The organism is Actinacidiphila bryophytorum (assembly GCF_016916835.1).
Taxonomy (GTDB): domain Bacteria; phylum Actinomycetota; class Actinomycetes; order Streptomycetales; family Streptomycetaceae; genus Actinacidiphila; species Actinacidiphila bryophytorum.
The window spans coordinates 127,075-151,930 of record NZ_JAFFIX010000005.1 but is presented as its reverse complement, the minus strand read 5'-3'; the positions used below and the strand labels follow the sequence as shown (position 1 = coordinate 151,930).

Here is a 24,856-nt window from a genome sequence, read left to right as displayed (position 1 = left end):
TCGTCCGCGGAAGGAGCGAGCAGGAAGTCCGAACAAAAACCTGGAGGGCTGATCCGACATGACTGAGCAGAGCCGCACCCCGCTCATGGCGGGCAACTGGAAGATGAACCTCAACCACCTCGAGGCCATCGCGCACGTCCAGAAGCTCGCCTTCGGGCTCAACGACAAGGACTTCGCGGCCGTCGAGGTCGCCGTCCTGGTGCCCTTCACCGACCTGCGCTCGGTGCAGACCCTGGTCGACGGCGACAAGCTGCGGATCAAGTACGGCGCCCAGGACATCTCGGCGCACGACTCGGGCGCCTACACCGGAGAGATCTCCGGTCCGATGCTGGCCAAGTTCAAGTGCAGCTACGTGGCCATCGGTCACTCCGAGCGACGGCAGTACCACGGTGAGGACGAGGAGGTCGTGAACTCCAAGGTCAAGGCGGCCTTCCGCAACGGCCTGACCCCCATCGTGTGCGTCGGCGAGGGCCTGGACGTCCGCAAGGCCGGGCAGCAGGTCCCGCACACCCTGGCGCAGCTGGACGGGGCGCTCAAGGACATCCCGGTGGCCCAGGCGGCCACCGTCGTCATCGCCTACGAGCCGGTCTGGGCGATCGGCACCGGCGAGGTCGCCACCCCCGAGGACGCGCAGGAGGTCTGCGGGGCGATCAGGGCCAGGCTGGCCGAGCTGTACGACCAGGAGACCGCCGACGGCGTCCGCATCCAGTACGGCGGCTCGGTCAAGGCGGGCAATGTCGCCGCGATCATGGCCCAGCCCGACGTGGACGGGGCACTGGTGGGCGGTGCCGCACTGGACTCGGACGAGTTTGTGAAGATCGTCCGCTTTCGGGACCAGTGATGTCCGGAGCGCTGTGAAGTACTCTGGCGGGGCCGGACCGTGCAGCAGCACCGTCCGGCCCCGTGCCGTTGTCATGTAGTCGAGAGAGTTGGTCCAGCCGTGGTCATCGGGTTCTCCATCGCCCTCATCATCTTCAGCCTGCTGCTCCTGCTGCTGGTCCTGATGCACAAGGGGAAGGGCGGCGGCCTGTCGGACATGTTCGGCGGTGGCATGCAGTCCTCCGTCGGCGGTTCCTCGGTGGCCGAGCGCAACCTCGACCGGATCACCGTTGTGGTCGGTCTGCTGTGGTTCACGTGCATTGTCGTACTCGGCCTGGTGATGAAGTACCAGAACTGAGGCCCGCGCCGGCTTCGCGTCCGACTCCCGCGCATCCACGGTGAACTGACGCCTCGTCGCCACCGCGGCTTACTATGGGAAGACGTCTTCGGGGGGCGGGTCGTGCGCCTGCCACTGGACGGCACGTAAGGTCCCCGTAAACTGGGCGATCTCGCAGCACCATCACGCAGGGAGTTACGACCGTGGCAAGTGGCAACGCGATCCGTGGAAGTCGGGTCGGAGCGGGGCCGATGGGAGAGGCCGAGCGCGGCGAGTCCGCGCCGCGCCTCCGCATCTCCTTCTGGTGCTCCAACGGGCACGAGACCCAGCCGAGCTTCGCCAGCGACGCGCAGATCCCGGAGACCTGGGACTGCCCGCGCTGCGGCTTCCCGGCGGGCCAGGACGAGGAGAACCCGCCGGCGCCGCCGCGGACCGAGCCCTACAAGACCCACCTCGCCTACGTGCGCGAGCGGCGCTCTGCCGCCGACGGCGAGGCGATCCTCGCCGAGGCGCTGGCGAAGCTGCGCGGCGAGATCTGACCGGCGGGATCCGGTCGGCGGATCCGACCCGATCTGACGCAGTGCGGCGGCGGACACCGCCGGGTACACCGCCGGGTCCGCTCCTCCCGGGTGCCGGAGCCTCGTTCCGCAGCATCATCAACTAGCGTTGATCCTGCAGCGAGGACGAGGAGAAGTGGACTGATGTCCGTAACCAACGCTCAGGGCCAGAACCGTCTTGACCAGCGCCCCGAATGGCATGCGCTCGGCAAGCACCGTGAGGAAACGGCGGGCACTCACCTGCGGGAGCTGTTCGACGCCGACCCGGGCCGGGCCGACCGCTACACCCTGCAGGTCGGGGACCTCCACCTGGACTACTCCAAGCACCTGGTGACCGACGAGACGCTGCGGCTGCTGCGCGAACTGGCCGCGGCGACCGGGGTGTTCGAGCTGCGGGACGCGATGTTCCGCGGTGAGCGGATCAACACCACCGAGGACCGCGCGGTGCTGCACACCGCGCTGCGCGCCCCGCAGTCCGCCACGATCGAGGTCGACGGCCACAACGTGGTGCCCGGTGTGCACGCGGTGCTCACCAAGATGGGGGTCTTCGCCGACCGCATCCGCTCCGGCGAGTGGACCGGCCACACCGGCAAGCGGATCAGGAACGTCGTCAACATCGGCATCGGCGGCTCCGACCTCGGCCCGGCGATGGCCTACGAGGTGCTGCGCGCCTACACCGACCGCGACATGACCGTGCGGTTCGTGTCCAACGTGGACGGCGCCGACCTGCACGAGGCGGTACGCGACCTGGACGCCGCCGAGACGCTCTTCATCGTCGCGTCCAAGACCTTCACCACCATCGAGACCATCACCAACGCCACCTCCGCCCGGCAGTGGCTGCTCGGGCAGCTGGGCGCGGGCGAGGACGCGGTGGCCAAGCACTTCGTGGCGCTGTCCACCAACGCCGAGAAGGTCACCGACTTCGGCATCGACCCCACGAACATGTTCGAGTTCTGGGACTGGGTCGGCGGCCGCTACTCGTACGACTCGGCCATCGGCCTGTCGCTGATGCTGGCGATCGGCCCGGACGCCTTCCGGGAGATGCTGGCCGGCTTCCACCTGGTCGACGAGCACTTCAGGACCGCCCCCGCGGAGCAGAACGCGCCGCTGCTGCTGGGCCTGCTCGGCGTCTGGTACGGCGGCTTCCACGACGCCCAGTCGCACGCGGTGCTGCCCTACAGCCACTACCTGAGCAAGTTCACCGCGTATCTGCAGCAGCTGGACATGGAGTCCAACGGCAAGTCCGTCGACCGCGACGGCAACCCGGTGAACTGGCAGACCGGTCCCGTCGTGTGGGGCACACCGGGCACCAACGGGCAGCACGCGTACTACCAGCTGCTGCACCAGGGCACCAAGCTCATCCCCGCGGACTTCATCGGCTTCGCCCGCCCGGTCGCCGAACTCGGCGCGCTGGCCGGGCAGCACGACCTGCTGATGGCCAACTTCTTCGCGCAGACCCAGGCGCTGGCCTTCGGCAAGACCCCCGACGAGGTCAGGGCCGAGGGCGTCGCCGAGGAGCTGGTCCCGCACAAGACCTTCCGCGGCAACCACCCCACGACGACGATCCTGGCCGGTGAGCTGACGCCGTCGGTCCTCGGCCAGCTGATCGCGCTCTACGAGCACAAGGTCTTCGTGCAGGGCGCGATCTGGAACATCGACTCCTTCGACCAGTGGGGCGTCGAACTCGGCAAGGTCCTGGCCAAGCGGGTCGAGCCCGCCCTGACCGAGGGCGCCGACGTCCCGGGCCTGGACGCCAGCACCACCAACCTGGTGGCCAAATACCGCGCCCTGCGCGGCCGCTGACCTACTGCGTAGGGCGGCAAGTCAGGGGGCGCGGGGAACTGCGCGCTCAGCCCCCCACCGGCCGGTGGGGGGCTGAGCGCGCAGTTCCCCGCGCCCCTCAAAAACGCGTGCCCCGCGGCGGCAGCCGCAGGCTACGAGGACGCGGGCGGGTACAGGTCCCGCGGGAGCTTGGTGGCTGCGGAACGGTCCAGCAGCCACAGGGTGCGGGACAGTCCCCGCGCCCCCGAGGCCGGGGCCTGGAGCTCGCCGGGGGCCGACAGGGCCAGGGCGACCGCCCCGGCCTTGTCCTCGCCCGCGGCCAGCAGCCACACCTCGTGGGCCGCGCAGATCGCCGGCAGGGTCAGCGAGATCCTGGTCGGCGGCGGCTTCGGGGAGCCGTGGACGCCGACCACCGTACGGGTCCGCTCGCGCACCGCGGGATGCTCGGGGAAGAGCGAGGCGACATGGGTGTCGGGTCCGACGCCCAGCATCAGCACGTCGAAGGCCGGCACCCGGCCGTGGTCGCCCGGCCCCGCGGCGGCTGCCAGCTCCGCCGCGTAGGCCTCGGCCGCCGCCTCCACGTCGGAGCCGTAGGGGCCGTCGGACGCCGCCATCGGGTGGACCCTGGCCGGGTCCAGCGGGACGGCGTCCAGCAGCGTGGCGGCCTGCGTGACATTGCGCTCGGGGTCGCCGTCCGGCAGGAACCGCTCGTCGCCCCACCACACGTCCAGCCGCGCCCAGTCCACCGCGTCGCGCGCGGGGGACTCGGCGAGCGCGGCCAGCAGCGCGTTGCCGTTGCGCCCGCCGGTGAGCACCACCGAGGCGGCGCCCCTGGAGGCCTGGGCGTCCACGATCCTCGTGATCAGCCGGGCCGCAGCGGCGCGCGCCATCAGCTCCTTGTCCCGGTGGACGACCACCTGGGGGGTGCTCACTTCGACGTCGCCGCCTTGCCGCCGGAGGCCGCCTTCTTCGCGGCCGGCGGGGTGGCGCGGGCCGCGGCGGTCGGGCCGCCGCCGTCGGTGCCCTTGCCGCTCCTGGCGGTGCTCACCAGGTGCTTGACCCCGAACTTCACCGTGGCGCGGTATATGTCGTCGGGGTCGAGCCTGCGCAGCTCCTCGGCGATCAGCTCGGCGGTCTCCCGCCGCTTGAGCGCCACGTGCCGGTCCGGCTGCCCGGGCACCGACAGCTCGGCGAGCCGGCCGTCGGAGCGGTCCAGGCAGATGTCGCCGTCGCCGGTGAACAGCCGCACCGCGGTGATGCCGGGGCCGTCGGAGACCTTGCGCTCCACCTCGACGCCCAGCCGGTCGGCGAGCCACAGCGCGAGCAGCTCGGTGCTCGCGTTGTACGCCTCGCCCTCGACGGCCGCCGAAGTGATCGCGGAGTGCTTCTGGTCCAGGGCCGCCGCCAGCATGGAGCGCCACGGGGTCAGCCGCGTCCAGGCCAGGTCGGTGTCACCGGGGGTGTAGCCCTCGGCGCGCACCACGAGCGAGCCGACCGGGTCCTCGGCCGACGACGCGTCCGTGATGCGCCGCTGGGCGAGCCGGCCCAGCGGGTCGGTGCCGGCCTTCTCCGGTGCCTGGTCGGGCCACCAGCACACCACGGGGGCGTCCGGCAGCAGCAGCGGCAGCACGACGGACTCGGCGTGGTTGGCCAGCTCGCCGTGCATGCGCAGCACCACGGTCTCGCCGGTGCCCGCCTCGTCGCCCACCACGACCTCGGCGTCCAGCCGGGCGCCGGCCCGCTCCCTGGGGGAGCGGCCGGGCCGCTTGATGACGGCGAGGATCCGCGAGGGGTGCTCACGCGATGCCTCGTGCGCCGCCTTGAGGGCGTCGTAGGCGCTGCCCTCGTCGGTGACGATGACCAGGGTCAGCACCATCCCGACCGCGGGGGTGCCGATGGCCCGCCGGGCGTCGATCAGCCCGGTGTTGATGCGTGCGGACGTGGTGTCCGTGAGGTCGATCTTCATGGCCGGCGCCAGCTCCTGCCGTCTCGTGCGAGCATCTCGTCCGCCTCGGCCGGTCCCCAGGTGCCGGACGCGTACTGGGCGGGCTTGCCGTGCTTGTCCCAGTAGGCCTCGATCGGGTCGAGGATGGTCCAGGACAGCTCGACCTCCTGATGCCGCGGGAAGAGGTTCGCGTCGCCGAGCAGCACGTCGAGGATGAGCCGCTCGTACGCCTCGGGGCTGGACTCGGTGAAGGACTCCCCGTAGGCGAAGTCCATCGTCACGTCCCGCACCTCGGTGGAGGTGCCCGGCACCTTGGAGCCGAACCGCACGGTGACGCCCTCGTCCGGCTGGATCCGGATGACCAGGGCGTTCTGCCCGAGCTCCTCGGTCGCCCCGGACTCGAAGGGCAGGTACGGCGCCCGCTTGAAGATCACCGCGATCTCGGTGACCCGGCGGCCGAGCCGCTTGCCGGTGCGCAGGTAGAACGGCACCCCGGCCCAGCGGCGGTTGTTGATCTCCAGCTTGATCGCCGCGTAGGTGTCGGTCTTGGACTTGGGGTCGATGCCCTCCTCCTCCAGGTAGCCGAGCACCTCCTCGCCGCCCTGCCAGGCGTGCGCGTACTGCCCGCGCACGGTGTGCTTGCCGAGGTCGTCGGGCAGCTGCACCGCACCCAGCACCTTGAGCTTCTCCGCGGTCAGCGCCTTGGGGTGGAAGGAGCCGGGCTCCTCCATCGCCGTCAGCGCCAGCAGCTGGAGCAGGTGGTTCTGGATGACGTCGCGGGCCGCGCCGATGCCGTCGTAGTAGCCGGCCCGGCCGCCGATGCCGATGTCCTCGGCCATCGTGATCTGCACGTGGTCGACGTAGGAGCGGTTCCAGATCGGCTCGTACATCGTGTTGGCGAAGCGCAGCGCCAGGATGTTCTGGACCGTCTCCTTGCCCAGGTAGTGGTCGATCCTGAAGACCTCGTTGGGCGGGAAGACGTCGTGCACGATCCGGTTGAGGTCCTGCGCGCTGGCCAGGTCGTGGCCGAACGGCTTCTCGATGACGGCACGCCGCCACGACTCGCCGGTGCCCTGCGACAGGCCGTGCTTCTTGAGCTGCTGGACCACGTTCGGGAAGAACTTCGGCGGCACCGACAGGTAGAAGGCGAAGTTGCCGCCGGTGCCGCGGGCCTTGTCCAGCTCCTCGATCGTCGACTTCAGCGTCTCGAAGGCCGTGTCGTCGTCGAAGTCGCCCTGCACGAAGCGGCAGCCCTCGGCGAGCTGCTGCCACACCTCCTCGCGGAACGGGGTGCGCGCGTGCTCCTTGACGGCGTCGTGCACCTCCTGCGCGAAGTCCTCGTTCTCCCACTGCCTGCGGGCGAAGCCGACCAGGGCGAAGCCCGGCGGCAGCAGCCCGCGGTTGGCCAGGTCGTACACCGCCGGCATCAGCTTCTTGCGCGACAGGTCGCCCGTCACACCGAAGATGATCAGCCCCGAGGGGCCGGCGATCCGCGGCAGCCGGCGGTCCAGCGGGTCCCGCAGCGGATTCCCGCTGCGGTCGGGTGTTTCTGTGCTCACCTCAGGCCTCCGAAGGAGCGAGCCGTTCGAGTTCTGCCTTCGTGGAGTCCAGGAGTTCGTTCCAGGCCGCTTCGAACTTCTCGACGCCCTCGTCCTCCAGCAGCTGGACGACGTCGTCGTACGAGACACCGAGCGCCTCGATGGCGTCCAGCTCCGCGCGGGACTGCTCGTAGGTGCCGCGGATGGTGTCGCCGGTGACCTTGCCGTTCTCCGCGGTGGCCTCCAGGGTCGCCTCCGGCATCGTGTTCACCGTGTTCGGCGCGACCAGCTCGGTGACGTACAGCGTCGAGGGGTAGGCCGGGTCCTTGACGCCGGTCGAGGCCCACAGCGGGCGCTGCTTGTTCGCGCCGGCCTTCTCCAGGGCCAGCCAGCGGTCGGAGGAGAAGACCTCCTCGTAGGCCTGGTAGGCCAGCCGCGCGTTGGCGACGGCCGCCTTGCCCTTGAGCGCCTTGGCCTCGGGGGTGCCGATCTTCTCCAGGCGCTTGTCGATCTCGGTGTCCACCCGGGACACGAAGAAGGACGCCACCGAGTGGATCTGCGACAGGTCGAGGCCGCCCGACTTGGCCTTCTCCAGGCCCGTCAGGTAGGCGTCCATGACCTCGCGGTAGCGCTCCAGCGAGAAGATCAGCGTGACGTTGACGCTGATGCCGCGGCCGGTGACGTCGGCGATGGCCGGCAGGCCCGCCTTGGTCGCCGGGATCTTGATCAGCGTGTTGGGCCGGTCCACCAGCCAGGCCAGCTGCTTGGCCTCGGCGATGGTCGCCCGGGTGTTGTGCGCAAGACGCGGGTCCACCTCGATCGAGACCCGGCCGTCCTGGCCGTCGGTGGCGTCGAAGACCGGGCGGAAGATGTCCGCCGCGTCCCGTACGTCGGCGGTGGTGATCATCCGGACCGCCTCGTCCGGGGTCAGGCCGCGCGAGGCGAGGTCGGCGACCTGCGGGTCGTACAGCGCGTCACCGACGATCGCCTTCTGGAAGATCGACGGGTTGGTGGTGGCGCCGACGACGTGCTGCTGGTCGATCAGCTCGGCCAGGTTGCCCGTCGTGATGCGCCTGCGGGACATGTCGTCCAGCCAGATCGCGACGCCTTCGTCGGAGAGGCGCTTGAGTGCGTCTGTCATGAGAGTTGCATCTCCTGATGTGTCGTGTACCTGCGTCAGCGATCAGCGGCGGCGAGAGATTCCCGCGCCGCGGCGGCCACCGCCTCCGCGGTGAACCCGAACTCGCGGAAGAGCACCTTCGCGTCGGCCGAGGCACCGAAGTGCTCAAGGCTCACGATGCGCCCCGCGTCGCCCACGTAGCGGTGCCAGGTCAGCGCGATGCCGGCCTCGACCGCGACCCGGGCCTTCACCGAGGGCGGCAGCACGCCGTCCCGGTACGCCTGGTCCTGCTCCTCGAACCACTCCACGCACGGCATCGAGACCACCCGGGTGGGGATGCCCGCGGCCTGCAGCTCCTCGCGGGCGCCCACGGCCAGCTGCACCTCGGAACCGGTGCCGATCAGGACGACCTGCGCGGGACCGCCCTCGGCCTCCAGCAGCACGTAGCCGCCGCGGGCCGCGTCCTCGTTGCGCTCGTACGTCGGCACGCCCTGCCGGGTCAGCGCCAGGCCGTGCGGTGCGCCCTTGCCGAACTCCTTGGTCCAGCGCTTGTGGATCTCCTGCCACGCCACGACCGTCTCGTTGGCGTCCGCGGGGCGGACCACGTTCAGCCCGGGGATGGCACGCAGCGACGCCAGGTGCTCCACCGGCTGGTGCGTCGGGCCGTCCTCGCCCAGGCCGATCGAGTCGTGCGTCCACACGTACGTCACCGGCAGGTGCATCAGCGCCGACAGCCGCACCGCGTTGCGCATGTAGTCGGAGAAGACCAGGAACGTTCCGCCGTAGACACGGGTGTTGCCGTGCAGCGTGATCCCGTTCATCTCGGCGGCCATCGAGTGCTCGCGGATGCCGAAGTGGACCGTGCGGCCGTAAGGGTCGGCGCCCGGCAGCGGGTTGCCCTCCGGCAGGAACGACGAGGTCTTGTCGATCGTGGTGTTGTTGGAGCCCGCCAGGTCGGCGGAGCCGCCCCACAGCTCGGGCACGACCGCGCCCAGCGCCTCAAGGACCTTGCCGGACGCGGCCCTGGTCGCCAGCGACGAGCCGGCCTCGAAGGACGGCAGGTGCGACTCCCAGCCGGCCGGCAGCTCGGCCGCCGCGATCCGGTCGAAGGTCGCCGCCCGCTCGGGGTTGGCGGTGCGCCAGGCCGAGAAGGACTTCTCCCAGGCCGACTTGGCCTCGCGCCCGCGGTCGCCGACCGCCCGGGTGTGCGAGATGACCTCGTCGGACACCGCGAAGTGCTGGTCGGGGTCGAAGCCCAGCACCTCCTTGGTGGCGCGCACCTCGTCCTCGCCCAGCGCCGAGCCGTGCGCGGCCTCGGTGTTCTGCGCGTTCGGGGCCGGCCACGCGATGATCGAGCGGGCCGCGATGAAGGACGGCCGGCCGGTCTCCGCCTTGGCCGCGAGCAGCGCCGCGTAGAGGGCCTGCGGGTCCAGGTCGCCGCTGGGCAGCGGCTCGACGCGCTGCACGTGCCAGCCGTACGCCTCGTAGCGCTTGACGGTGTCCTCGGACACCGCCGTCTCGGTGTCGCCCTCGATGGAGATGTGGTTGTCGTCCCACAGCAGCACCAGGTTGCCCAGCTTCTGGTGGCCGGCCAGCGAGGACGCCTCCGCGGAGATGCCCTCCTGCAGGCAGCCGTCGCCGGCGATCGCCCAGATGGTGTGGTCGAAGGGCGAGGTGCCGGGAGCCGCGTCCGGGTCGAACAGGCCGCGCTCGTAGCGGGCGGCCATCGCCATGCCCACCGCGTTGGCGACACCCTGGCCCAGCGGGCCCGTGGTGGTCTCCACGCCGGTGGTGTGGCCGTACTCGGGGTGCCCCGGGGTGCGCGAGCCCCAGGTGCGGAAGCTCTTGAGGTCGTCCAGCTCCAGGCCGTACCCGGCCAGGTAGAGCTGCGTGTAGAGGGTCAGGCTGCTGTGGCCCGCCGAGAGCACGAAGCGGTCGCGTCCGGTCCAGTCGGCGTCCGCGGGGTCGTGCCGCATGACCTTCTGGAAAAGCAGGTATGCGGCGGGGGCGAGACTCATCGCCGTGCCGGGGTGGCCGTTGCCGACCCTCTGCACGGAGTCCATGGCCAGGACCCGGGCGGTGTCAACGGCCCGGCGGTCCAGATCTGTCCAGTCAAGGTCTGCGGTGGTCGGCTGCATGCTCACCCTGGGTCAGGGCTCCTCTCAACAAATACGTCGAAACGCGCCGGTGACGTGGTGCCTACCCGACACGGCTGAGCCTACCGTCGTGTGCGCGCACCTTTTCGATCCTGCCCCTGTACGTCCGTATTCGCCTCTCGAATGCTGTTAAGTCCAGGTGAACGCCCGGCGGGCAACACGATCCACCCCCGGAAGCAGACGGGGTATTCCCTGCGTCTAGAGTGGCGTGGTACGCGCAGGCCGCACCGTGGCCCAGTCGCTCGGTGCAGCCGGCGGCAAGGTGCTGGGCAGCCTGCTTGACTCATCTCTCTTGGGGTGTTCGTGACGGCCGTCGAATCCCGACCCGCAGGGGTCATCGGGACGGGCTCAGGTCATCGGCCGCTGCAGGCCCGTGTCATGGGGTTCGTGGCACTGACCAAACCGCGGATCATCGAGCTGCTGCTCATCACGACGGTTCCGGTGATGTTCCTGGCCGCCGGCGGGGTCCCCGACCTGTGGCTGGTCCTGGCCACCGTGGTCGGCGGGTACCTGTCGGCGGGGGGCGCCAACGCGCTCAACATGTACATCGACCGGGACATCGACGCGCTGATGCACCGCACCGAGCAGCGGCCGCTGGTCACCGGGCTGGTCTCGCCGCGCGAGGGCCTGGTCTTCGGCATCACGCTGTCCGTGGTCTCCACGGTGTGGTTCGCGCTCCTGGTCAACCCGCTGTCCGCGGGCCTGTCGCTGACCGCGATCCTCTACTACGTCTTCGTCTACACCCTCGGCCTCAAGCGCCGCACCGCCCAGAACATCGTGTGGGGCGGCGTCGCCGGCTGCCTCCAGGTCTTCATCGGCTGGTCCGCGGTCCGCAACGAGCTGGCCTGGGCGCCCTTCGTGCTCTTCCTGGTCCTCTTCTTCTGGACGCCGCCGCACTACTGGCCGCTGTCGATGAAGGTCAAGGACGACTACGAGCGCGTCGGCGTCCCCATGCTGCCGGTCGTCGCCGGCAACCAGGTCGTGGCCCGGCAGATCGTCCTCTACAGCTGGGTGATGGTCCTGACCTCGCTCACCCTGTGGTGGCCGCTCGGCGAGACGTCCTGGTTCTACCCGGTCGTGGCCGTGGCCCTCGGCGCCTTCTGGCTCAAGGAGGCCCACGCGCTCCACGGCCGCGCCAAGGCCGGTGTGACCGGCCCGAAGCTCAAGGAAATGCGCCTCTTCCACTGGTCGATCACCTACGCCACCCTCCTGTTCGTCGCGGTGGCCGTCGACCCCTTCCTCCATTAGCGGGTGCCCTTTCGGCGGGGCCGAGCCATCAGGGGCGCGGGGCTGTATCTGATCTGCGGCTGGCGCCGCGTGGGCGCGCGCCTGTGCGGCGGGGCCGAGCACACAGGGGCGCGGGGAACGGCGCGACCAGCCCTCCCCCAGGGCTCTGCCTGGGGGTGCCCCCATCTCGCTTCGCTCGCGGCCGGTGGTCCGGCACGAACCGAACAGCCCCCTCGGGACGGTGACGACCCCCGCCCTGGTGGGGGCTTGTCGCGCAGTTCCCCGCGCCCCTGGGGTGCTGCCCCGAACGCTACCCGCGGGTAGCATGCCCCCATGGCAGAAACGAAGGTTGAGCGGCGGGTCGGGCGGCTCGCCCGGCAGATGAACGCGTTCGCGAAGAAGCACGGTGGGGCCGACGCCGGCGTCGAGTACCTGGGCCGGCGCGGAGCGCGGGTCGTGCTGGTCGGCCAGGACGGCGAGTGGGGTGACGTGGTCGCGCCGACGTACGAGCAGGCCCGGGCGGCAGTCCGCGCCGCGGACGTGACGGTCCACGACGAGCTGGGCGGCGACATCGCCGCCCGCATGCGCACCGGCCGCTACGAGTGGCACCGGATGGCCGGAATCCAGATCGGCGGCAGGCCCAACACCTGACGCCGCCCCGCACCGTTAGGACCATGGCAGGGTCGTGACGGACGCAGAGGGCATAGGGGCGGCGGATGGCCGGGGCGCGGGGACACCTGGTGGACGCGTACTGCCACGGGGTGCTCCCCGGAGACCTGGGCATCGGCGCCTTCGAGGCGCGGCTGCCGGGCGCGGCGGCGCCCCGTACGACGCTCTTCGACAGCCCCGCAGGATTTGCCGTACGCCGCTGGTGCCCGCCCCTGCTGGGCCTCGAACCGCACTGCTCCCCGGCCCGCTACCTGGCCCGCCGCCGGGAGCTGGGGGCGTACGAGGCGGCCCGGCTGCTGCTGCGCGGCACCGGCATCCGCGCCTACCTGGTCGACACCGGTGAGCCGGGTGACCTGACCCCGCCCAAGGAGCTGGGCGCGGCGGGCGGCGCGCCCGCGTACGAGATCGTCCGGCTGGAGCCGCTGGCCCAGCAGGTGGCCGACACCTCGGGCACGGTGGACGGATTTCTGGCCAATCTCGCGGAGTCGGTGCACGGCGCCGCCCTGAGCGCGGTCGGCTTCTCCTGCGCCGCCGAGCCGCCGTCGTTCGGTTCCGCCCCGGCACACGGACCGCCGGGGCCGAGCCAGGTGCGGGCGGCGGCCGCGTACTGGCTGGGCGTGCGGCGGGTCGGGGAGCGGCCCGCGGACCCGGTGCTGCTGCGGCACCTGGTGTGGCACGGGGTGGCCGCGGGGCTTCCGCTGGTGCTGCGCTACCGGCAGGACGGCCCGGGTCCTGCGGCGGCCGAGGGCTTCCTGCGGGCCATCGAGGGCGCGGGCAGCGACGTGGTGCTGCTGCCGGGCAAGGCGCACGAGAGCGCCGCGGCCCGGCTTGCCGCGGACCTCCCGCACGTCAACGTGGCGGTCGGCACCGACCCGTCCGCGGCCTTGTCCCGCGCACCCTTCGGCAAGGTGCTGTACGCGGGGAGCGCGGTCGGCCTGCCCGAGCTGTACGTGACCGGTGCGCGCGCCTTCAGCGGCGCGCTGGACCGGCTGGTCGCCGAGCGGGTCGCGGCGGGGGAGTGGTCAGCGGCGGACGGGCAGCGGGTCGCCGCCCTGGTCGGCGAGGGGAACGCCCGCCGCGTCTACCGGCTCCCGGCCGGCGACTGCGACGGGCTGCGGCAGGGCCGCTGACAAGGCGCCGGGCTCGGCCGCGGGCCGCTCCCGGAAGGACAGCAGCACCCGAAGCGTCGCGATCCACACCAGGCAGGCGCCGAACATGTGCAGGTCCACCAGGACCGCGGGCAGGTGCGTGAAGTACTGGACGTACCCGATGACGCCCTGGCCCATCAGCACCCCGAACAGCTCGGCCGACCTGCGCTGCGGTCCGGGCGGCGCGTCCACCGCCCGCAGCACGAACCACAGGGCGACGGTCAGCCCGACCACCACCCACGCGAAGTCGGCGTGCAGCTGGGCGATGGTGCGCCAGTCGACCTCGATGCGCTGCACCTTGTACGTGCCGCTGGAGTCGCCCGGGTGCGGACCCGCGCCGGTGACCAGGGTGCCCACCACGATCAGCACCGCGGCCGCCGCGGCCAGCAGCTGGCCGAGCTGGCGTACCGGCTTGCCGACCAGCGGACGGGGCGAGGCGTCGCCCTCGCCGATCCGCTGCCAGGTCAGCACGGCCACCGTGATGAGCGCGGCGGAGAGCAGGAAGTGCAGCGAGACGACGTATGGGTTGAGCTTGGTGAGCACGGTCAGGCCGCCCCACACCGCGTTGCCCACCACGACCCAGAACTGCGCCCAGGCCAGCCGGTACAGCCCCGTGCGGCGCGGCTCCATGGACCGGATCGCGATGATCGCCCAGCCGACCGCGGCGCACAGCACGTACGTCAGCATGCGGTTGCTGATCTCGATGGCGTGGTGGATGCCCATCTCGCGGGTGCCGAGCAGGCTGTCGCCGCTGCACGTCGGCCAGGTGGGGCAGCCCAGGCCCGAGGCGGTCAGCCGGACCGCGCCGCCGGTGATCACGATGACCACCGACATCGCCAGCGCGGCCAGCGCCGCCCGGCGCACCGTCACGGGGTCCGGCGTCCACCGGGCCGCGATCCAGGCGAGCGGGTTTCGCGCGATTTCGGGGAGCTTTGGCACGGGGACATGGTAGGCGCCGCCCTTGTGCGTGTTTTCACGAGGGGTGCCCGCCGCGGCGGCGCTCCGCCCCTGCGGACTACTCCCAGCGGAAGAAGCGGCCCGCGAGCGCCAGCCCGACGGCCGCCCACACCGCGAGGATGCCCAGGTCTCCCCAGGGCGTCGCGGCGCCGTGCTGGAGCACGTCCCGCAGGCCGTCGGACAGCGCGGAGACCGGCAGCAGCTCCAGCACCGAGCGCACCCCGCCGGGGAACTTGTCCATCGGCACGACGACCCCGCCGCCGACCAGCAGCAGCAGGAAGACCAGGTTGGCGGCGGCCAGCGTCGCCTCAGCCTTGAGGGTGCCCGCCATCAGCAGCCCGAGCCCGGAGAAGGCGGCGGTGCCGAGCAGCAGCAGGACCAGCACGGTCAGCGGGTTGCCGTGCGGCGACCAGCCCATGGCGAAGGCGATCACCGTCAGCAGCGCGACCTGCAGCAGCTCGGTGACCAGCACCGAGCAGGTCTTCGCGGTCAGCAGCGCCCAGCGCGGCAGGGGCGAGGCGCCGAGCCGCTTGAGCACCCCGTAGCGGCGCTCGAAGCCGGTCGCGATGGCCTGCCCGGTGAAGGCGGTGGACAGCACCGCGAGGGCCAGCACGCCGGGGGCCAGGAAGTCGACGGACTTGCCCGCGCCGGTGTCGACGATGTCGACGCCGCTGAAGAGCACCAGCAGCAGCGCGGGGATCACCACGGTCAGCAGCAGCTGCTCACCGTTGCGCAGCAGCATCCTGGTCTCCAGCACCGCCTGCGCGCGGATCATCGCGGTGGTGCGGGCGGCGCCCGGCGCGGGGGCGAAGGACCCGGCCGCGTACGCCGTCCCCGCGGGCGTGCTGGTGGTGGCGGTCATCGGCGCAGCTCCCTGCCGGTCAGTTCCAAGAAGACGTCCTCCAGGGTGCGGCGTTCGACGGCGAGCCGGTCGGGCATGACACCGTGCTGGGCGCACCAGGAGGTGACGGTGGCCAGCAGCTGCGGGTCGACCTTGCCCTCGATGCGGTAGCTGCCCGGGCTCAGTTCCGCGGCGGCGCTGTCCGCGGGCAGCGCCTTGAGCAGCGAGGCCAGGTCGAGCCCGGGGCGGCCGGAGAAGCGCAGGGTGCCCTCGGCGCCGCCGCGGCACAGCTCCTCGGGGGTGCCGGCGGCGATGGACCGGCCGCCGTCGATGATCACCACCTGGTCGGCGAGCTGCTCGGCCTCGTCCATGAAGTGCGTGGTCAGCACCACGGTGGCGCCGTCGGCGCGCAGCTCGCGCACCAGGTCCCAGGTGGCGTGCCTGGCCTGCGGGTCGAGGCCCGCGGTGGGCTCGTCGAGGAAGACCAGTTCGGGGCGGCCGACCACGGCCATCGCCAGCGCGAGCCGCTGCTGCTGGCCGCCGGACAGCCGCCGGTAGGCCGTACGGCCGCAGGACTCCAGGCCCAGGCGTTCGATCAGCAGCGCCGGGTCGATGGGGTGGGCGTGCAGGGCCGCGGTGTGCCGCAGCATCTCCTCTGCGCGCGCGCCCGGGTAGACCCCGCCGGACTGCAGCATCACGCCGATCCTGGGCCGCAGGGCCGCGCCCTGGGTGACCGGGTCGAGGCCGAGCACCCGTACGGTGCCGGCGTCGGGGCGCCGGTAGCCCTCGCAGACCTCGACGGTGCTGGTCTTGCCTGCGCCGTTCGGGCCGAGCACCGCGGTGACGCTGCCCTGCGGCACCGCCAGGTCGAGGCCGTCGACGGCGGTCATGGTCCCGTACCGCTTGACCAGACCGGTCACCTCGACCGCGGGCTCGTTTCGCATGCGGATGAGTCTAGGGACGCCGGGAACCCCGCGGGAATTAGGTGACCCTAAGTGATGCAGCACACCGTCACCGGAACCGGAGCGGCTTGCCCGGCCTTGATGAATTACGCAACAATGGGGTTGTGAAATACGTCGGTGGTGCCGCTCAGGGGGCGGCGGAGGAGCAGACGACCGGGGAGCGGCGCACCCGCAACCGGGTCGCCCGGTCCATCCTGGACCACGGACCCTCCACTGCCGCCGACCTGGCCAAGCGGCTCGGCCTGACCCAGGCCGCCGTCCGCCGCCATCTGGACGCACTCGCGGCCGACAATGTCGTCGAGGCTCGCGACCAGCGGATCTACGGCCACCGCGGCCGCGGCAGACCCGCAAAGGTCTTCGCGCTGACCGACTGCGGCCGGGACGCCTTCGACCAGGCCTACGACGCACTCGCCGCCGACGCACTGCGCTGGATCGCCGAGTCCGCCGGAGGCGGCCAGGACGGCCAGGCCGCCGTCTCGGCCTTCGCCCGGGCCCGCGTCGCTGCGCAGGCCGAGCGCTACCGTGCCATCGTGGACGCGGCGGCCCCCGAGGACCGCACCCGGGCACTCGCCCGGGCGCTGTCCGCCGACGGGTACGCTGCAACGACCCGCAGCGCCCCGGGACCGGCGGGGGAGCAGCTGTGCCAGCACCACTGCCCGGTCGCCCACACGGCCGAGCAGTTCCCCGAACTGTGCGAGGCGGAGGCCGAGGTCTTCTCCCGCCTGCTCGGGACGCACGTCCAGCGGCTGGCCACCATCGCGCACGGCGACGGCGTCTGCACCACCTTCGTGCCGCAGGCCCCGCACCCGGCCGACCCGGACGGCGGCGACCGTCCCGCACCGCACCCCGCACAGACCCAGACCACCGACCAGGCATCTGCCAGCACGTCCGGGAGGAACCCCGCATGACTGCTCCCACGGAGACCACTCACCCGGAGCTCGAAGGCATCGGCACGTACGAGTACGGCTGGGCCGACTCCGACGTCGCGGGCGCGTCCGCACAGCGCGGCCTGTCCGAGGCCGTCGTCCGTGACATCTCCGCGAAGAAGTCCGAGCCCGAGTGGATGCTCAAGCTCCGGCTCAAGGGTCTGCGGCTGTTCGACAAGAAGCCCATGCCGACCTGGGGCTCGGACCTGTCCGGTATCGACTTCGACAACATCAAGTACTTCGTGCGGTCCACCGAGAAGCAGGCCGAGTCCTGGGAGGACCTGCCGGAGGACATCAAGAACACCTACGACAAGCTGGGCATCCCCGAGGCGGAGAAGCAGCGGCTGGTCGCCGGTGTCGCGGCCCAGTACGAGTCCGAGGTCGTCTACCACCAGATCCGCGAGGACCTGGAGGAGCAGGGCGTCATCTTCCTGGACACCGACACCGCGCTGCGCGAGCACCCCGAGCTGTTCCAGGAGTACTACGGCACGGTCATCCCGGCGGGCGACAACAAGTTCGCCTCGCTGAACACGGCCGTGTGGTCCGGCGGGTCCTTCATCTACGTGCCGAAGGGCGTGCACGTCGACATTCCGCTGCAGGCCTACTTCCGGATCAACACCGAGAACATGGGCCAGTTCGAGCGGACGCTGATCATCGTCGACGAGGACGCCTACGTCCACTACGTCGAGGGCTGCACCGCGCCGATCTACAAGTCGGACTCGCTGCACTCCGCGGTCGTGGAGATCATCGTCAAGAAGGGCGGCCGCTGCCGCTACACGACGATCCAGAACTGGTCGAACAACGTCTACAACCTGGTGACCAAGCGCGCCGTCGCCTACGAGGGCGCCACCATGGAGTGGGTCGACGGCAACATCGGCTCCAAGGTCACCATGAAGTACCCGGCCGTCTACCTGATGGGCGAGCACGCCAAGGGCGAGACGCTGTCCATCGCCTTCGCCGGCGAGGGCCAGCACCAGGACGCCGGCGCCAAGATGGTGCACATGGCGCCGAACACCTCGTCGAACATCGTCTCCAAGTCGGTGGCCCGGGCCGGCGGCCGCACCTCCTACCGCGGCCTGATCGAGATCGGCGAGGGCTCCGCCGGATCGAAGTCGAACGTGCTGTGCGACGCGCTGCTGATCGACACGATCTCCCGCTCCGACACCTACCCGTACGTGGACGTCCGCGAGGACGACGTGTCCATGGGCCACGAGGCGACCGTCTCCAAGGTCTCCGACGACCAGCTCTTCTACCTCATGAGCCGCGGCATGACCGAGTTCGAGGCCATGGCGATGATCGTGCGCGGCTTCGTCGAGCCGATCGCCAAGGAGCTGCCGATGGAGTACGCCCTGGAGCTGAACCGGCTGATCGAGCTGCAGATGGAGGGCGCCGTCGGCTGACGGGCCTTCCCCCTCGTCCACCACCCCCGGCTGCACCGGTGAGCGAGCCAAAGGCCGCGCCGGTGTCGAAAGGGAGAACGCGCGGAGGTCCCGAGGAACGAGGGACCGAGCACGATCGACTGTCGACACCGGATGGAAAGCGGCCGGAGGCGAGCGAACATATAAGAAAGCGAGCTGTACGACTAGCCATGGCTGACAACACTCCTGCGGGCAGCACCACGGACGGTGCCATCACGGTGGGGCAGCCCGCCGACGCCCGGGTCAGCGCCGCCCCGTCCTACGACGTGGCCGACTTCCCGGTGCCGCACGGCCGCGAGGAGGAGTGGCGCTTCACTCCGCTGGAACGGCTGCGCGGCCTGCACGACGGCACCGCGGAGGCCACCGGCGGCCTGCGGGTCGAGGTGACCGCGCCCGACGGCGTGACCGTGCAGACCGTGGACCGCACCGACCCCCGGGTCGGCCGGGCGGGCAAGCCGGTCGACCGGGTCGCGGCGCAGGCGTACAGCTCCTTCGAGAAGGCCTCGGTCGTCAGCATCCCCAAGGACGCGATCCTGACCGAGCCGGTCAGGATCGCCGTCCACGGCGAGGGCGGCACGGTCTACGGCCACCAGGTCGTCGAGGTCGGGGCCTTCGCCGAGGCCGTCGTGGTCATCGACCACACCGGTGACACCACCATGGCCGCCAACGTCGAGTACCTGATCGGCGACGGCGCCAAGCTCACCGTGGTCTCCGTGCAGGACTGGGACGACACCGCCGTGCACGCCGCCCAGCACACCGCGCTGGTCGGCCGGGACGCGACCTTCAAGTCCGTCGTCGTCACCTTCGGCGGCGACCTGGTCCGGCTGCACCCGCGGGTCGTCTACGGCGCACCCGGCGGCGAGGCCGAGCTGTACGGGCTGTACTTCACCGACGAGGGCCAGCACCAGGAGCACCGGCTCTTCATCGACCACGACACCCCGCACTGCCGCTCCAACGTCGCCTACAAGGGCGCGCTGCAGGGCCAGGACGCCCACGCCGTGTGGATCGGCGACGTGCTCATCAGGGCCGCGGCCGAGGGCACCGACACCTACGAGCTGAACCGCAACCTCGTCCTCACCGACGGCGCGCGGGTCGACTCGGTGCCGAACCTGGAGATCGAGACCGGCGAGATCGTCGGCGCGGGTCACGCCTCGGCGACCGGCCGCTTCGACGACGAGCAGCTGTTCTACCTGCAGTCCCGCGGCATCCGCGGCGACGACGCCCGCCGGCTGGTCGTCCGCGGCTTCTTCGGCGAGCTGGTCCAGCAGATCGGCCTGACCGACCTGGAGGAGCGGCTGATGGCGAAGATCGACGCCGAACTGGAGGCGTCCGTCGGATGACCGCCACCGATTCGTACGTCCGCGTCTGCGCCCTCGGCGACCTCGTCGAGGACACCCCGCAGCGCGTCGAGGTCGACGGCGTCCCCGTCTCGGTGGTCCGCACCGCGGGCGACGTCTTCGCGATCAACGACATCTGCTCGCACGCCAACGTCTCGCTCTCCGAGGGCGAGGTCGAGGACTGCCAGATCGAGTGCTGGCTGCACGGGTCGAGTTTCGACCTGCGCACCGGCAAGCCGTCCGGGCTGCCCGCCACGCGGCCCGTGCCCGTATACCCCGTCAAGATCGTTGGGGACGACGTGCTCGTCTCCGTCACCCAGGAGTCCTGAGTCACCCATGGCCACGCTTGAAATCAACGACCTGCACGTCACCGTCGAAGCCGACAACGCCACCAAGGAGATCCTGCGCGGCGTCGACCTGACCGTGAAGCAGGGCGAGACCCACGCGATCATGGGGCCCAACGGCTCCGGCAAGTCCACGCTCGCGTACTCGCTCGCCGGTCACCCCAAGTACACCGTCACCGGCGGCACCGTCACCCTCGACGGGGAGGACGTGCTGGCGATGACCGTCGACGAGCGCGCCAGGGCCGGCCTCTTCCTCGCCATGCAGTACCCGGTCGAGGTGCCCGGCGTCTCCGTCTCCAACTTCCTGCGCACCTCCGCCACCGCCATCCGCGGCGAGGCCCCCAAGCTGCGCACCTGGGTCAAGGAGGTCAAGGAGGCCATGGAGCGGCTGTCCATGGACCCCTCCTTCGCCGAGCGCAACGTCAACGAGGGCTTCTCCGGCGGAGAGAAGAAGCGCCACGAGATCCTGCAGCTCGAACTGCTCAAGCCGCACATCGCGATCCTCGACGAGACCGACTCCGGCCTCGACGTCGACGCGCTGCGCGTGGTCTCCGAGGGCGTCAACCGGGTCCGCGAGGGCGGCGAGGTCGGCACCCTGCTGATCACCCACTACACGCGCATCCTGCGGTACATCAAGCCCGACTTCGTCCACGTCTTCGCGGCCGGCCGGATCGCCGAGTCCGGCGGTGCGGAACTGGCCGACAAGCTGGAGGAAGAGGGCTACGAGTCCTACGTGAAGGGCGGCGCTGCAGCGTGACCACCGACGGCCGGGTGCTCCCCGGCCTCCTCGACACCGAGGCGATCCGCAAGGACTTCCCCGCCCTGGACCGGCTGGTCCACGACGGCCGGAAGCTGGTGTACCTGGACAACGCGGCGACCTCGCAGAAGCCGCGCCAGGTGCTCGACACGCTCAACTCCTTCTACGAGCGGTCCAACGCCAACGTGCACCGCGGTGTGCACGTGCTCGCCGAGGAGGCCACGGCGCTGTACGAAGGCGCCCGCGACAAGGTGGCCGCCTTCATCAACGCACCCAGCCGCGACGAGGTGATCTTCACCAAGAACGCGTCGGAGTCGCTGAACCTGGTGGCGAACATGCTCGGCTGGGCCGACGAGCCCTACCGGGTGGACCGCGACACCGAGATCGTCATCACCGAGATGGAGCACCACTCCAACATCGTGCCCTGGCAGCTGCTCTCACAGCGCACCGGTGCGACGCTGAAGTGGTTCGGGCTCACCGACGACGGCCGGCTCGACCTGTCCGACATCGAGCAGGTCATCACCGAGAAGACGAAGATCGTCTCCTTCGTGCTGGTCTCCAACATCCTGGGCACCGTCAACCCGGTCGAGGCGATCGTGCGCCGCGCCCAGGACGTCGGCGCCCTGGTGCTGATCGACGCCTCCCAGGCCGCTCCGCACATGGTGCTGGACGTCCAGGCGCTCGGTGCCGACTTCGTGGCCTTCACCGGCCACAAGATGGTCGGCCCGACCGGTATCGGGGTGCTGTGGGGCCGCCAGGAGCTGCTGGAGGACCTGCCGCCCTTCCTCGGCGGCGGCGAGATGATCGAGACCGTCTCGATGCACTCCTCCACCTACGCCCCCGCCCCGCACAAGTTCGAGGCGGGCACCCCGCCGATCGCCCAGGCCATCGGTCTCGGCGCGGCCGTGGACTACCTGTCCGCGATCGGCATGGACAAGATCGCCGCACACGAGCACGCACTCACCGAGTACGCGCTCGAACGGCTGCTGCAGGTCCCCGACCTGCGGATCATCGGCCCGACGACCGCCCAGGACCGGGCGGCGGCGATCTCCTTCGTGCTCGGCGACATCCACCCGCACGACGTCGGCCAGGTGCTGGACGAGCAGGGCATCGCCGTCCGGGTCGGCCACCACTGCGCCAGGCCGGTGTGCCTGCGGTACGGAATTCCCGCGACCACCAGGGCGTCGTTCTATCTGTACTCCACCCCGGCGGAGGTCGACGCACTCGCCGAGGGCCTGGAGCAGGTCAGGAACTTCTTCGGCTGATGATGGCGGTGCTGCTGTGAAGCTCGACTCGATGTACCAGGACGTGATCCTGGACCACTACAAGCACCCGCACGGCCGCGGCCTGCGGGACGGCCAGGCCGAGGTGCACCACGTCAACCCCACCTGCGGTGACGAGATCACCCTGCGGGTGCGTCTTGACGGCACCGTCATCGGCGATGTGTCGTACGAGGGCCAGGGCTGTTCGATCAGCCAGGCCAGCGCCTCGGTCCTCAACGACCTGCTGGTCGGCAAGGACGTCGCGCAGGCGCAGCAGATCCAGGAGACCTTCCTGGAGCTGATGCAGTCCCGCGGGCGGATCGAGCCCGACGAGGACATGGAGGAGGTGCTGGAGGACGCGGTCGCGTTCGCCGGCGTCTCGAAGTACCCGGCGCGGGTCAAGTGCGCGCTGCTGAGCTGGATGGCCTGGAAGGACGCCACCGCCAAGGCGCTGTCCGGCACCACACCCGAGGAGACCGCATGACTGACGGCACCGAGGTCGCGCTGAAGCCGGCCTCCGAGGAGGAGATCCGCGAGGCCCTCTACGACGTGGTCGACCCAGAACTGGGCATCGACGTCGTCAACCTGGGCCTGATCTACGGCATCCACATCGACGACAGCAACGTCGCGACCCTCGACATGACCCTCACCTCGGCCGCGTGCCCGCTCACCGACGTGATCGAGGAGCAGGCGCAGACCGCGACCGAGGGCATCGTCAGCGCGCTGAAGATCAACTGGGTCTGGATGCCGCCGTGGGGCCCGGAGAAGATCACCGACGACGGCCGCGAGCAGCTGCGGGCGCTCGGTTTCAACGTCTGAGACCGCCGGATAGTAAGCCCTTACATTTTCGGGTGCAACGCGTTGACGTGGGACTCGGTAGTTGCGAGGGTTGTCGCAACTACCGAGGGAGGGCGGCCGTATGGCTGCGGATTCAGGCGCCGGCGCGCGGGACGAGATGCTGGCGTACGCGAGGGAGCTGGCCGACGCGCTGACCCCCTACGCAGGCCCGGGCGGCGCCCGGATACGCCTCGGCGTCAACATCGCGCACCACGACGACACCGCAGCCGACCTGGAGGGCTACGCCCGCCCCCTGTGGGGCCTGGCCCCGCTCGCCGCCGGCGGCGGCGACTTCGCCCACTGGGACCTGTGGGCACGCGGCCTGGCCGCCGGCACCGACCCCGCGCACCCCGAGTACTGGGGCGTCCCCGAGGGCATCGACCAGCGCACCGTCGAGTCCGCCGCCCTCGGCTTCGCCCTCGCCCTGGCACCCGAGCGGCTCTGGGACCCGCTCAGCGGCGCCGAGAAGGACCGCGCGGGTGCGTGGCTCGCCCGCTTCCTCGACGCCCTGACCCCGGACAACAACTGGAACTTCTTCCCCGTCATGGTCTCCCTGGGCCTGGACCGGGTCGGCTACGCCCACGACCGCGACGCCCGGCACGCCCGCCTGGACCGGCTGGAGACCTACGCACTGCAGGACGGCTGGTACAGCGACGGCCCCACCGAGCAGCGCGACTACTACATCCCGTGGGCCATGCACTTCTACGGCCTGATCTACGCGGCCCTCGCAGGCGACGACGACCCGGCCCGCAGCGCCCGCTTCCGGCAGCGGGCCGGCGACTTCGCGCTCGGCTTCCGGCACTGGTTCGCCGCCGACGGCTCCGCGGTGCCCTACGGGCGCAGCCTCACCTACCGCTTCGCCCAGGGCTCCTTCTGGGGCGCACTGGCCTACGCCGACGTCGACGCGCTGCCCGCGGGCGAGGTCAAGGGGCTGCTGATGCGGCACCTGCGCTGGTGGCGGGACCGGTCGGCGGCCACCTCGCCCGGCGGGCTGCTGAGCATCGGCTACGGCTACCCGCAGCCCGCCGTCGCCGAGCAGTACAACGGACCCGCGTCCCCGTACTGGGCCATGAAGGCCTTCCTGCCGCTCGCCCTCCCCGCGAGCCACCCCCTGTGGGCCGCGCAGGAGCGGCCGCAGCCCGCCGACCTGCCCGGCACCCTCGTCCAGCCGCCCGCGGGCGCCGCCCTGATGCGCTCGGGCGGCGACGTCACCCTGCTCAGCAGCCGCCAGCACAACACCTGGGCGCGCGGCGGCTCCGCCAAGTACGCGAAGTTCGCCTACTCCACCCGCTTCGGCTTCAGCCTCCCGGCCGGCGAACTCGGCCTGCTCCACGGGGCGTACGACTCGGTGCTCGCCCTCAGCGACGACGCGGGCGACGAGCCCGTGCACTTCCGGGTGCGCGAGACCTGCCACGACCCGGCCGTCGAGGAGGACGGCACCCTGCGCAGCACCTGGCACCCCTGGGCCGACGTCGAGATCACCACCTGGCTGACCCCCGCCGCCCCCTGGCACCTGCGCACCCACCGCATCCGCACCGCCCGCGCCCTGCACACCGCGGAGGGCGGCTTCGCCGTCAGCCGCGAACCCGGCACCGCAGCCCGGGAGGAGGGCGCGGGCCGCGCGATGGCCACCGGCGCCGCAGGCGACCTCAGCGGCCTCGCCGACCTCGGTGCAGGCCCCGCCCGCGAGGGCCAGGTCCTCGAACTCCTCCCCGGCACCAACGTGCTGACCCCGCGCACCGCCCTGCCCACCCTGCTCACCCGGCTCCCCCCGGGCGAACACTGGCTGCGCTGCGCCGTCCTGGGCGCAGGCCCCGAGCAGGCCGCCGCCTGGAAAACCGCGCCGCCCGAGCCGCGCCACTGAGCGCGCCGGGCGGCCGGTGCCGCTCGCGGCGGGCCGGGTGCACGGATCGCCGG

General features: G+C 71.3%; 24 protein-coding genes. 16 read left to right on the top strand and 8 right to left on the bottom strand.

The genetic code is table 11. From position 1 onward, the window contains the following. The first annotated feature begins 58 nt into the window (after positions 1 to 58). From tpiA to pgi, 4 genes are all read left to right on the top strand, one after another. Positions 59 to 841, top strand: a complete 783-nt coding sequence (gene tpiA / locus JT723_RS09940; protein WP_205044153.1) for a triose-phosphate isomerase — start codon at positions 59 to 61, stop codon at positions 839 to 841. Between the two features lie 99 nt (positions 842 to 940). Then, positions 941 to 1,177 (top strand): preprotein translocase subunit SecG, encoded by a 237-nt coding sequence (secG, locus tag JT723_RS09935; protein WP_033172320.1) that lies wholly within the window; start codon positions 941 to 943, stop codon positions 1,175 to 1,177. 182 nt (positions 1,178 to 1,359) lie between these two features. After that, positions 1,360 to 1,695, top strand: coding sequence for an RNA polymerase-binding protein RbpA (locus JT723_RS09930; protein WP_073497103.1), 336 nt, complete (start codon positions 1,360 to 1,362; stop codon positions 1,693 to 1,695). A gap of 162 nt (positions 1,696 to 1,857) precedes the next feature. After that, positions 1,858 to 3,516, top strand: a complete 1,659-nt coding sequence (gene pgi, locus JT723_RS09925; RefSeq protein WP_205044152.1) for a glucose-6-phosphate isomerase — start codon at positions 1,858 to 1,860, stop codon at positions 3,514 to 3,516. A 131-nt stretch (positions 3,517 to 3,647) separates the two neighbouring features. On the opposite strand, the gene pgl is transcribed toward pgi, so the two are convergent. Genes pgl through tkt form a run of 5 tightly spaced genes read right to left on the bottom strand, consistent with a single transcriptional unit; the run spans position 3,648 to position 10,242 of the window. After that, entirely contained in the window at positions 3,648 to 4,385 is a 738-nt protein-coding gene (gene pgl / locus JT723_RS09920) for a 6-phosphogluconolactonase (RefSeq protein ID WP_240165402.1), read from the bottom strand. Between the two features lie 38 nt (positions 4,386 to 4,423). After that, a complete protein-coding gene (opcA, locus tag JT723_RS09915) occupies positions 4,424 to 5,461 on the bottom strand; it encodes a glucose-6-phosphate dehydrogenase assembly protein OpcA (protein ID WP_205044150.1) in 1,038 nt (345 codons plus the stop codon). After that, positions 5,458 to 6,999 (bottom strand): glucose-6-phosphate dehydrogenase, encoded by a 1,542-nt coding sequence (gene zwf, locus JT723_RS09910; protein ID WP_205044149.1) that lies wholly within the window; start codon positions 6,997 to 6,999, stop codon positions 5,458 to 5,460. The genes opcA and zwf overlap by 4 nt, the downstream gene beginning before the upstream one ends. 1 nt (position 7,000) lies before the next feature. Further along, positions 7,001 to 8,119 carry a transaldolase gene (gene tal, locus JT723_RS09905; protein ID WP_205044148.1) on the bottom strand — a complete coding sequence of 373 codons (1,119 nt, stop codon included), beginning with the start codon at positions 8,117 to 8,119 and terminating at the stop codon, positions 7,001 to 7,003. Between the two features lie 35 nt (positions 8,120 to 8,154). Continuing rightward, positions 8,155 to 10,242: a transketolase gene (tkt, locus tag JT723_RS09900; RefSeq protein WP_205044147.1), complete on the bottom strand. Its 2,088-nt coding sequence runs from the start codon at positions 10,240 to 10,242 to the stop codon at positions 8,155 to 8,157. A 315-nt stretch (positions 10,243 to 10,557) separates the two neighbouring features. Here tkt and JT723_RS09895 point away from each other — a divergent pair, with 315 nt between their 5' ends. From JT723_RS09895 to JT723_RS09885, 3 genes are all read left to right on the top strand, one after another. Beyond that, positions 10,558 to 11,502 carry a heme o synthase gene (locus tag JT723_RS09895; RefSeq protein WP_205044146.1) on the top strand — a complete coding sequence of 315 codons (945 nt, stop codon included), beginning with the start codon at positions 10,558 to 10,560 and terminating at the stop codon, positions 11,500 to 11,502. Positions 11,503 to 11,814: 312 nt separating this feature from the next. Then, positions 11,815 to 12,132: a hypothetical protein gene (locus tag JT723_RS09890; protein WP_205044145.1), complete on the top strand. Its 318-nt coding sequence runs from the start codon at positions 11,815 to 11,817 to the stop codon at positions 12,130 to 12,132. 65 nt (positions 12,133 to 12,197) lie between these two features. Further along, complete coding sequence (locus tag JT723_RS09885; RefSeq protein WP_205044144.1) at positions 12,198 to 13,280, top strand: amidohydrolase; 1,083 nt, start codon at positions 12,198 to 12,200, stop codon at positions 13,278 to 13,280. On the opposite strand, the gene JT723_RS09880 is transcribed toward JT723_RS09885, so the two are convergent. From JT723_RS09880 to JT723_RS09870, 3 genes are all read right to left on the bottom strand, one after another. Continuing rightward, a complete protein-coding gene (locus JT723_RS09880; protein WP_251512849.1) occupies positions 13,173 to 14,237 on the bottom strand; it encodes a COX15/CtaA family protein in 1,065 nt (354 codons plus the stop codon). The genes JT723_RS09885 and JT723_RS09880 overlap by 108 nt on opposite strands. A gap of 76 nt (positions 14,238 to 14,313) precedes the next feature. Next, a complete protein-coding gene (locus tag JT723_RS09875; RefSeq protein ID WP_205044143.1) occupies positions 14,314 to 15,117 on the bottom strand; it encodes an ABC transporter permease in 804 nt (267 codons plus the stop codon). Continuing rightward, complete coding sequence (locus tag JT723_RS09870; protein ID WP_205044142.1) at positions 15,114 to 16,040, bottom strand: ABC transporter ATP-binding protein; 927 nt, start codon at positions 16,038 to 16,040, stop codon at positions 15,114 to 15,116. Before JT723_RS09870 ends, JT723_RS09875 begins: the two co-directional genes overlap by 4 nt. A 122-nt stretch (positions 16,041 to 16,162) precedes the next feature. On the opposite strand from JT723_RS09870, the gene JT723_RS09865 reads away from it, so the two are divergent. From JT723_RS09865 to JT723_RS09825, 9 genes are all read left to right on the top strand, one after another. Beyond that, a complete protein-coding gene (locus tag JT723_RS09865; protein ID WP_205044141.1) occupies positions 16,163 to 16,966 on the top strand; it encodes a helix-turn-helix transcriptional regulator in 804 nt (267 codons plus the stop codon). Then, positions 16,963 to 18,384: a Fe-S cluster assembly protein SufB gene (gene sufB, locus JT723_RS09860; RefSeq protein WP_205044140.1), complete on the top strand. Its 1,422-nt coding sequence runs from the start codon at positions 16,963 to 16,965 to the stop codon at positions 18,382 to 18,384. The genes JT723_RS09865 and sufB overlap by 4 nt, the downstream gene beginning before the upstream one ends. A gap of 188 nt (positions 18,385 to 18,572) precedes the next feature. After that, positions 18,573 to 19,742: a Fe-S cluster assembly protein SufD gene (sufD, locus tag JT723_RS09855; protein ID WP_205044139.1), complete on the top strand. Its 1,170-nt coding sequence runs from the start codon at positions 18,573 to 18,575 to the stop codon at positions 19,740 to 19,742. Further along, positions 19,739 to 20,068: a non-heme iron oxygenase ferredoxin subunit gene (locus tag JT723_RS09850; protein ID WP_205044138.1), complete on the top strand. Its 330-nt coding sequence runs from the start codon at positions 19,739 to 19,741 to the stop codon at positions 20,066 to 20,068. Before sufD ends, JT723_RS09850 begins: the two co-directional genes overlap by 4 nt. Positions 20,069 to 20,075: 7 nt before the next feature. Beyond that, the gene (gene sufC, locus JT723_RS09845) at positions 20,076 to 20,840 is read left to right on the top strand and encodes a Fe-S cluster assembly ATPase SufC (protein ID WP_205044137.1); all 765 of its coding nucleotides are present in this window, start codon (positions 20,076 to 20,078) and stop codon (positions 20,838 to 20,840) included. Continuing rightward, positions 20,837 to 22,105 carry a cysteine desulfurase gene (locus tag JT723_RS09840; protein ID WP_251512850.1) on the top strand — a complete coding sequence of 423 codons (1,269 nt, stop codon included), beginning with the start codon at positions 20,837 to 20,839 and terminating at the stop codon, positions 22,103 to 22,105. The genes sufC and JT723_RS09840 overlap by 4 nt, the downstream gene beginning before the upstream one ends. Positions 22,106 to 22,121: 16 nt before the next feature. After that, positions 22,122 to 22,586: a Fe-S cluster assembly sulfur transfer protein SufU gene (gene sufU, locus JT723_RS09835; protein ID WP_033172304.1), complete on the top strand. Its 465-nt coding sequence runs from the start codon at positions 22,122 to 22,124 to the stop codon at positions 22,584 to 22,586. Beyond that, the gene (locus JT723_RS09830; protein ID WP_205044136.1) at positions 22,583 to 22,921 is read left to right on the top strand and encodes a metal-sulfur cluster assembly factor; all 339 of its coding nucleotides are present in this window, start codon (positions 22,583 to 22,585) and stop codon (positions 22,919 to 22,921) included. The genes sufU and JT723_RS09830 overlap by 4 nt, the downstream gene beginning before the upstream one ends. A gap of 100 nt (positions 22,922 to 23,021) precedes the next feature. After that, positions 23,022 to 24,803, top strand: a complete 1,782-nt coding sequence (locus JT723_RS09825; RefSeq protein WP_205044135.1) for a DUF2264 domain-containing protein — start codon at positions 23,022 to 23,024, stop codon at positions 24,801 to 24,803. The last annotated feature ends 53 nt before the right edge of the window (positions 24,804 to 24,856 follow it).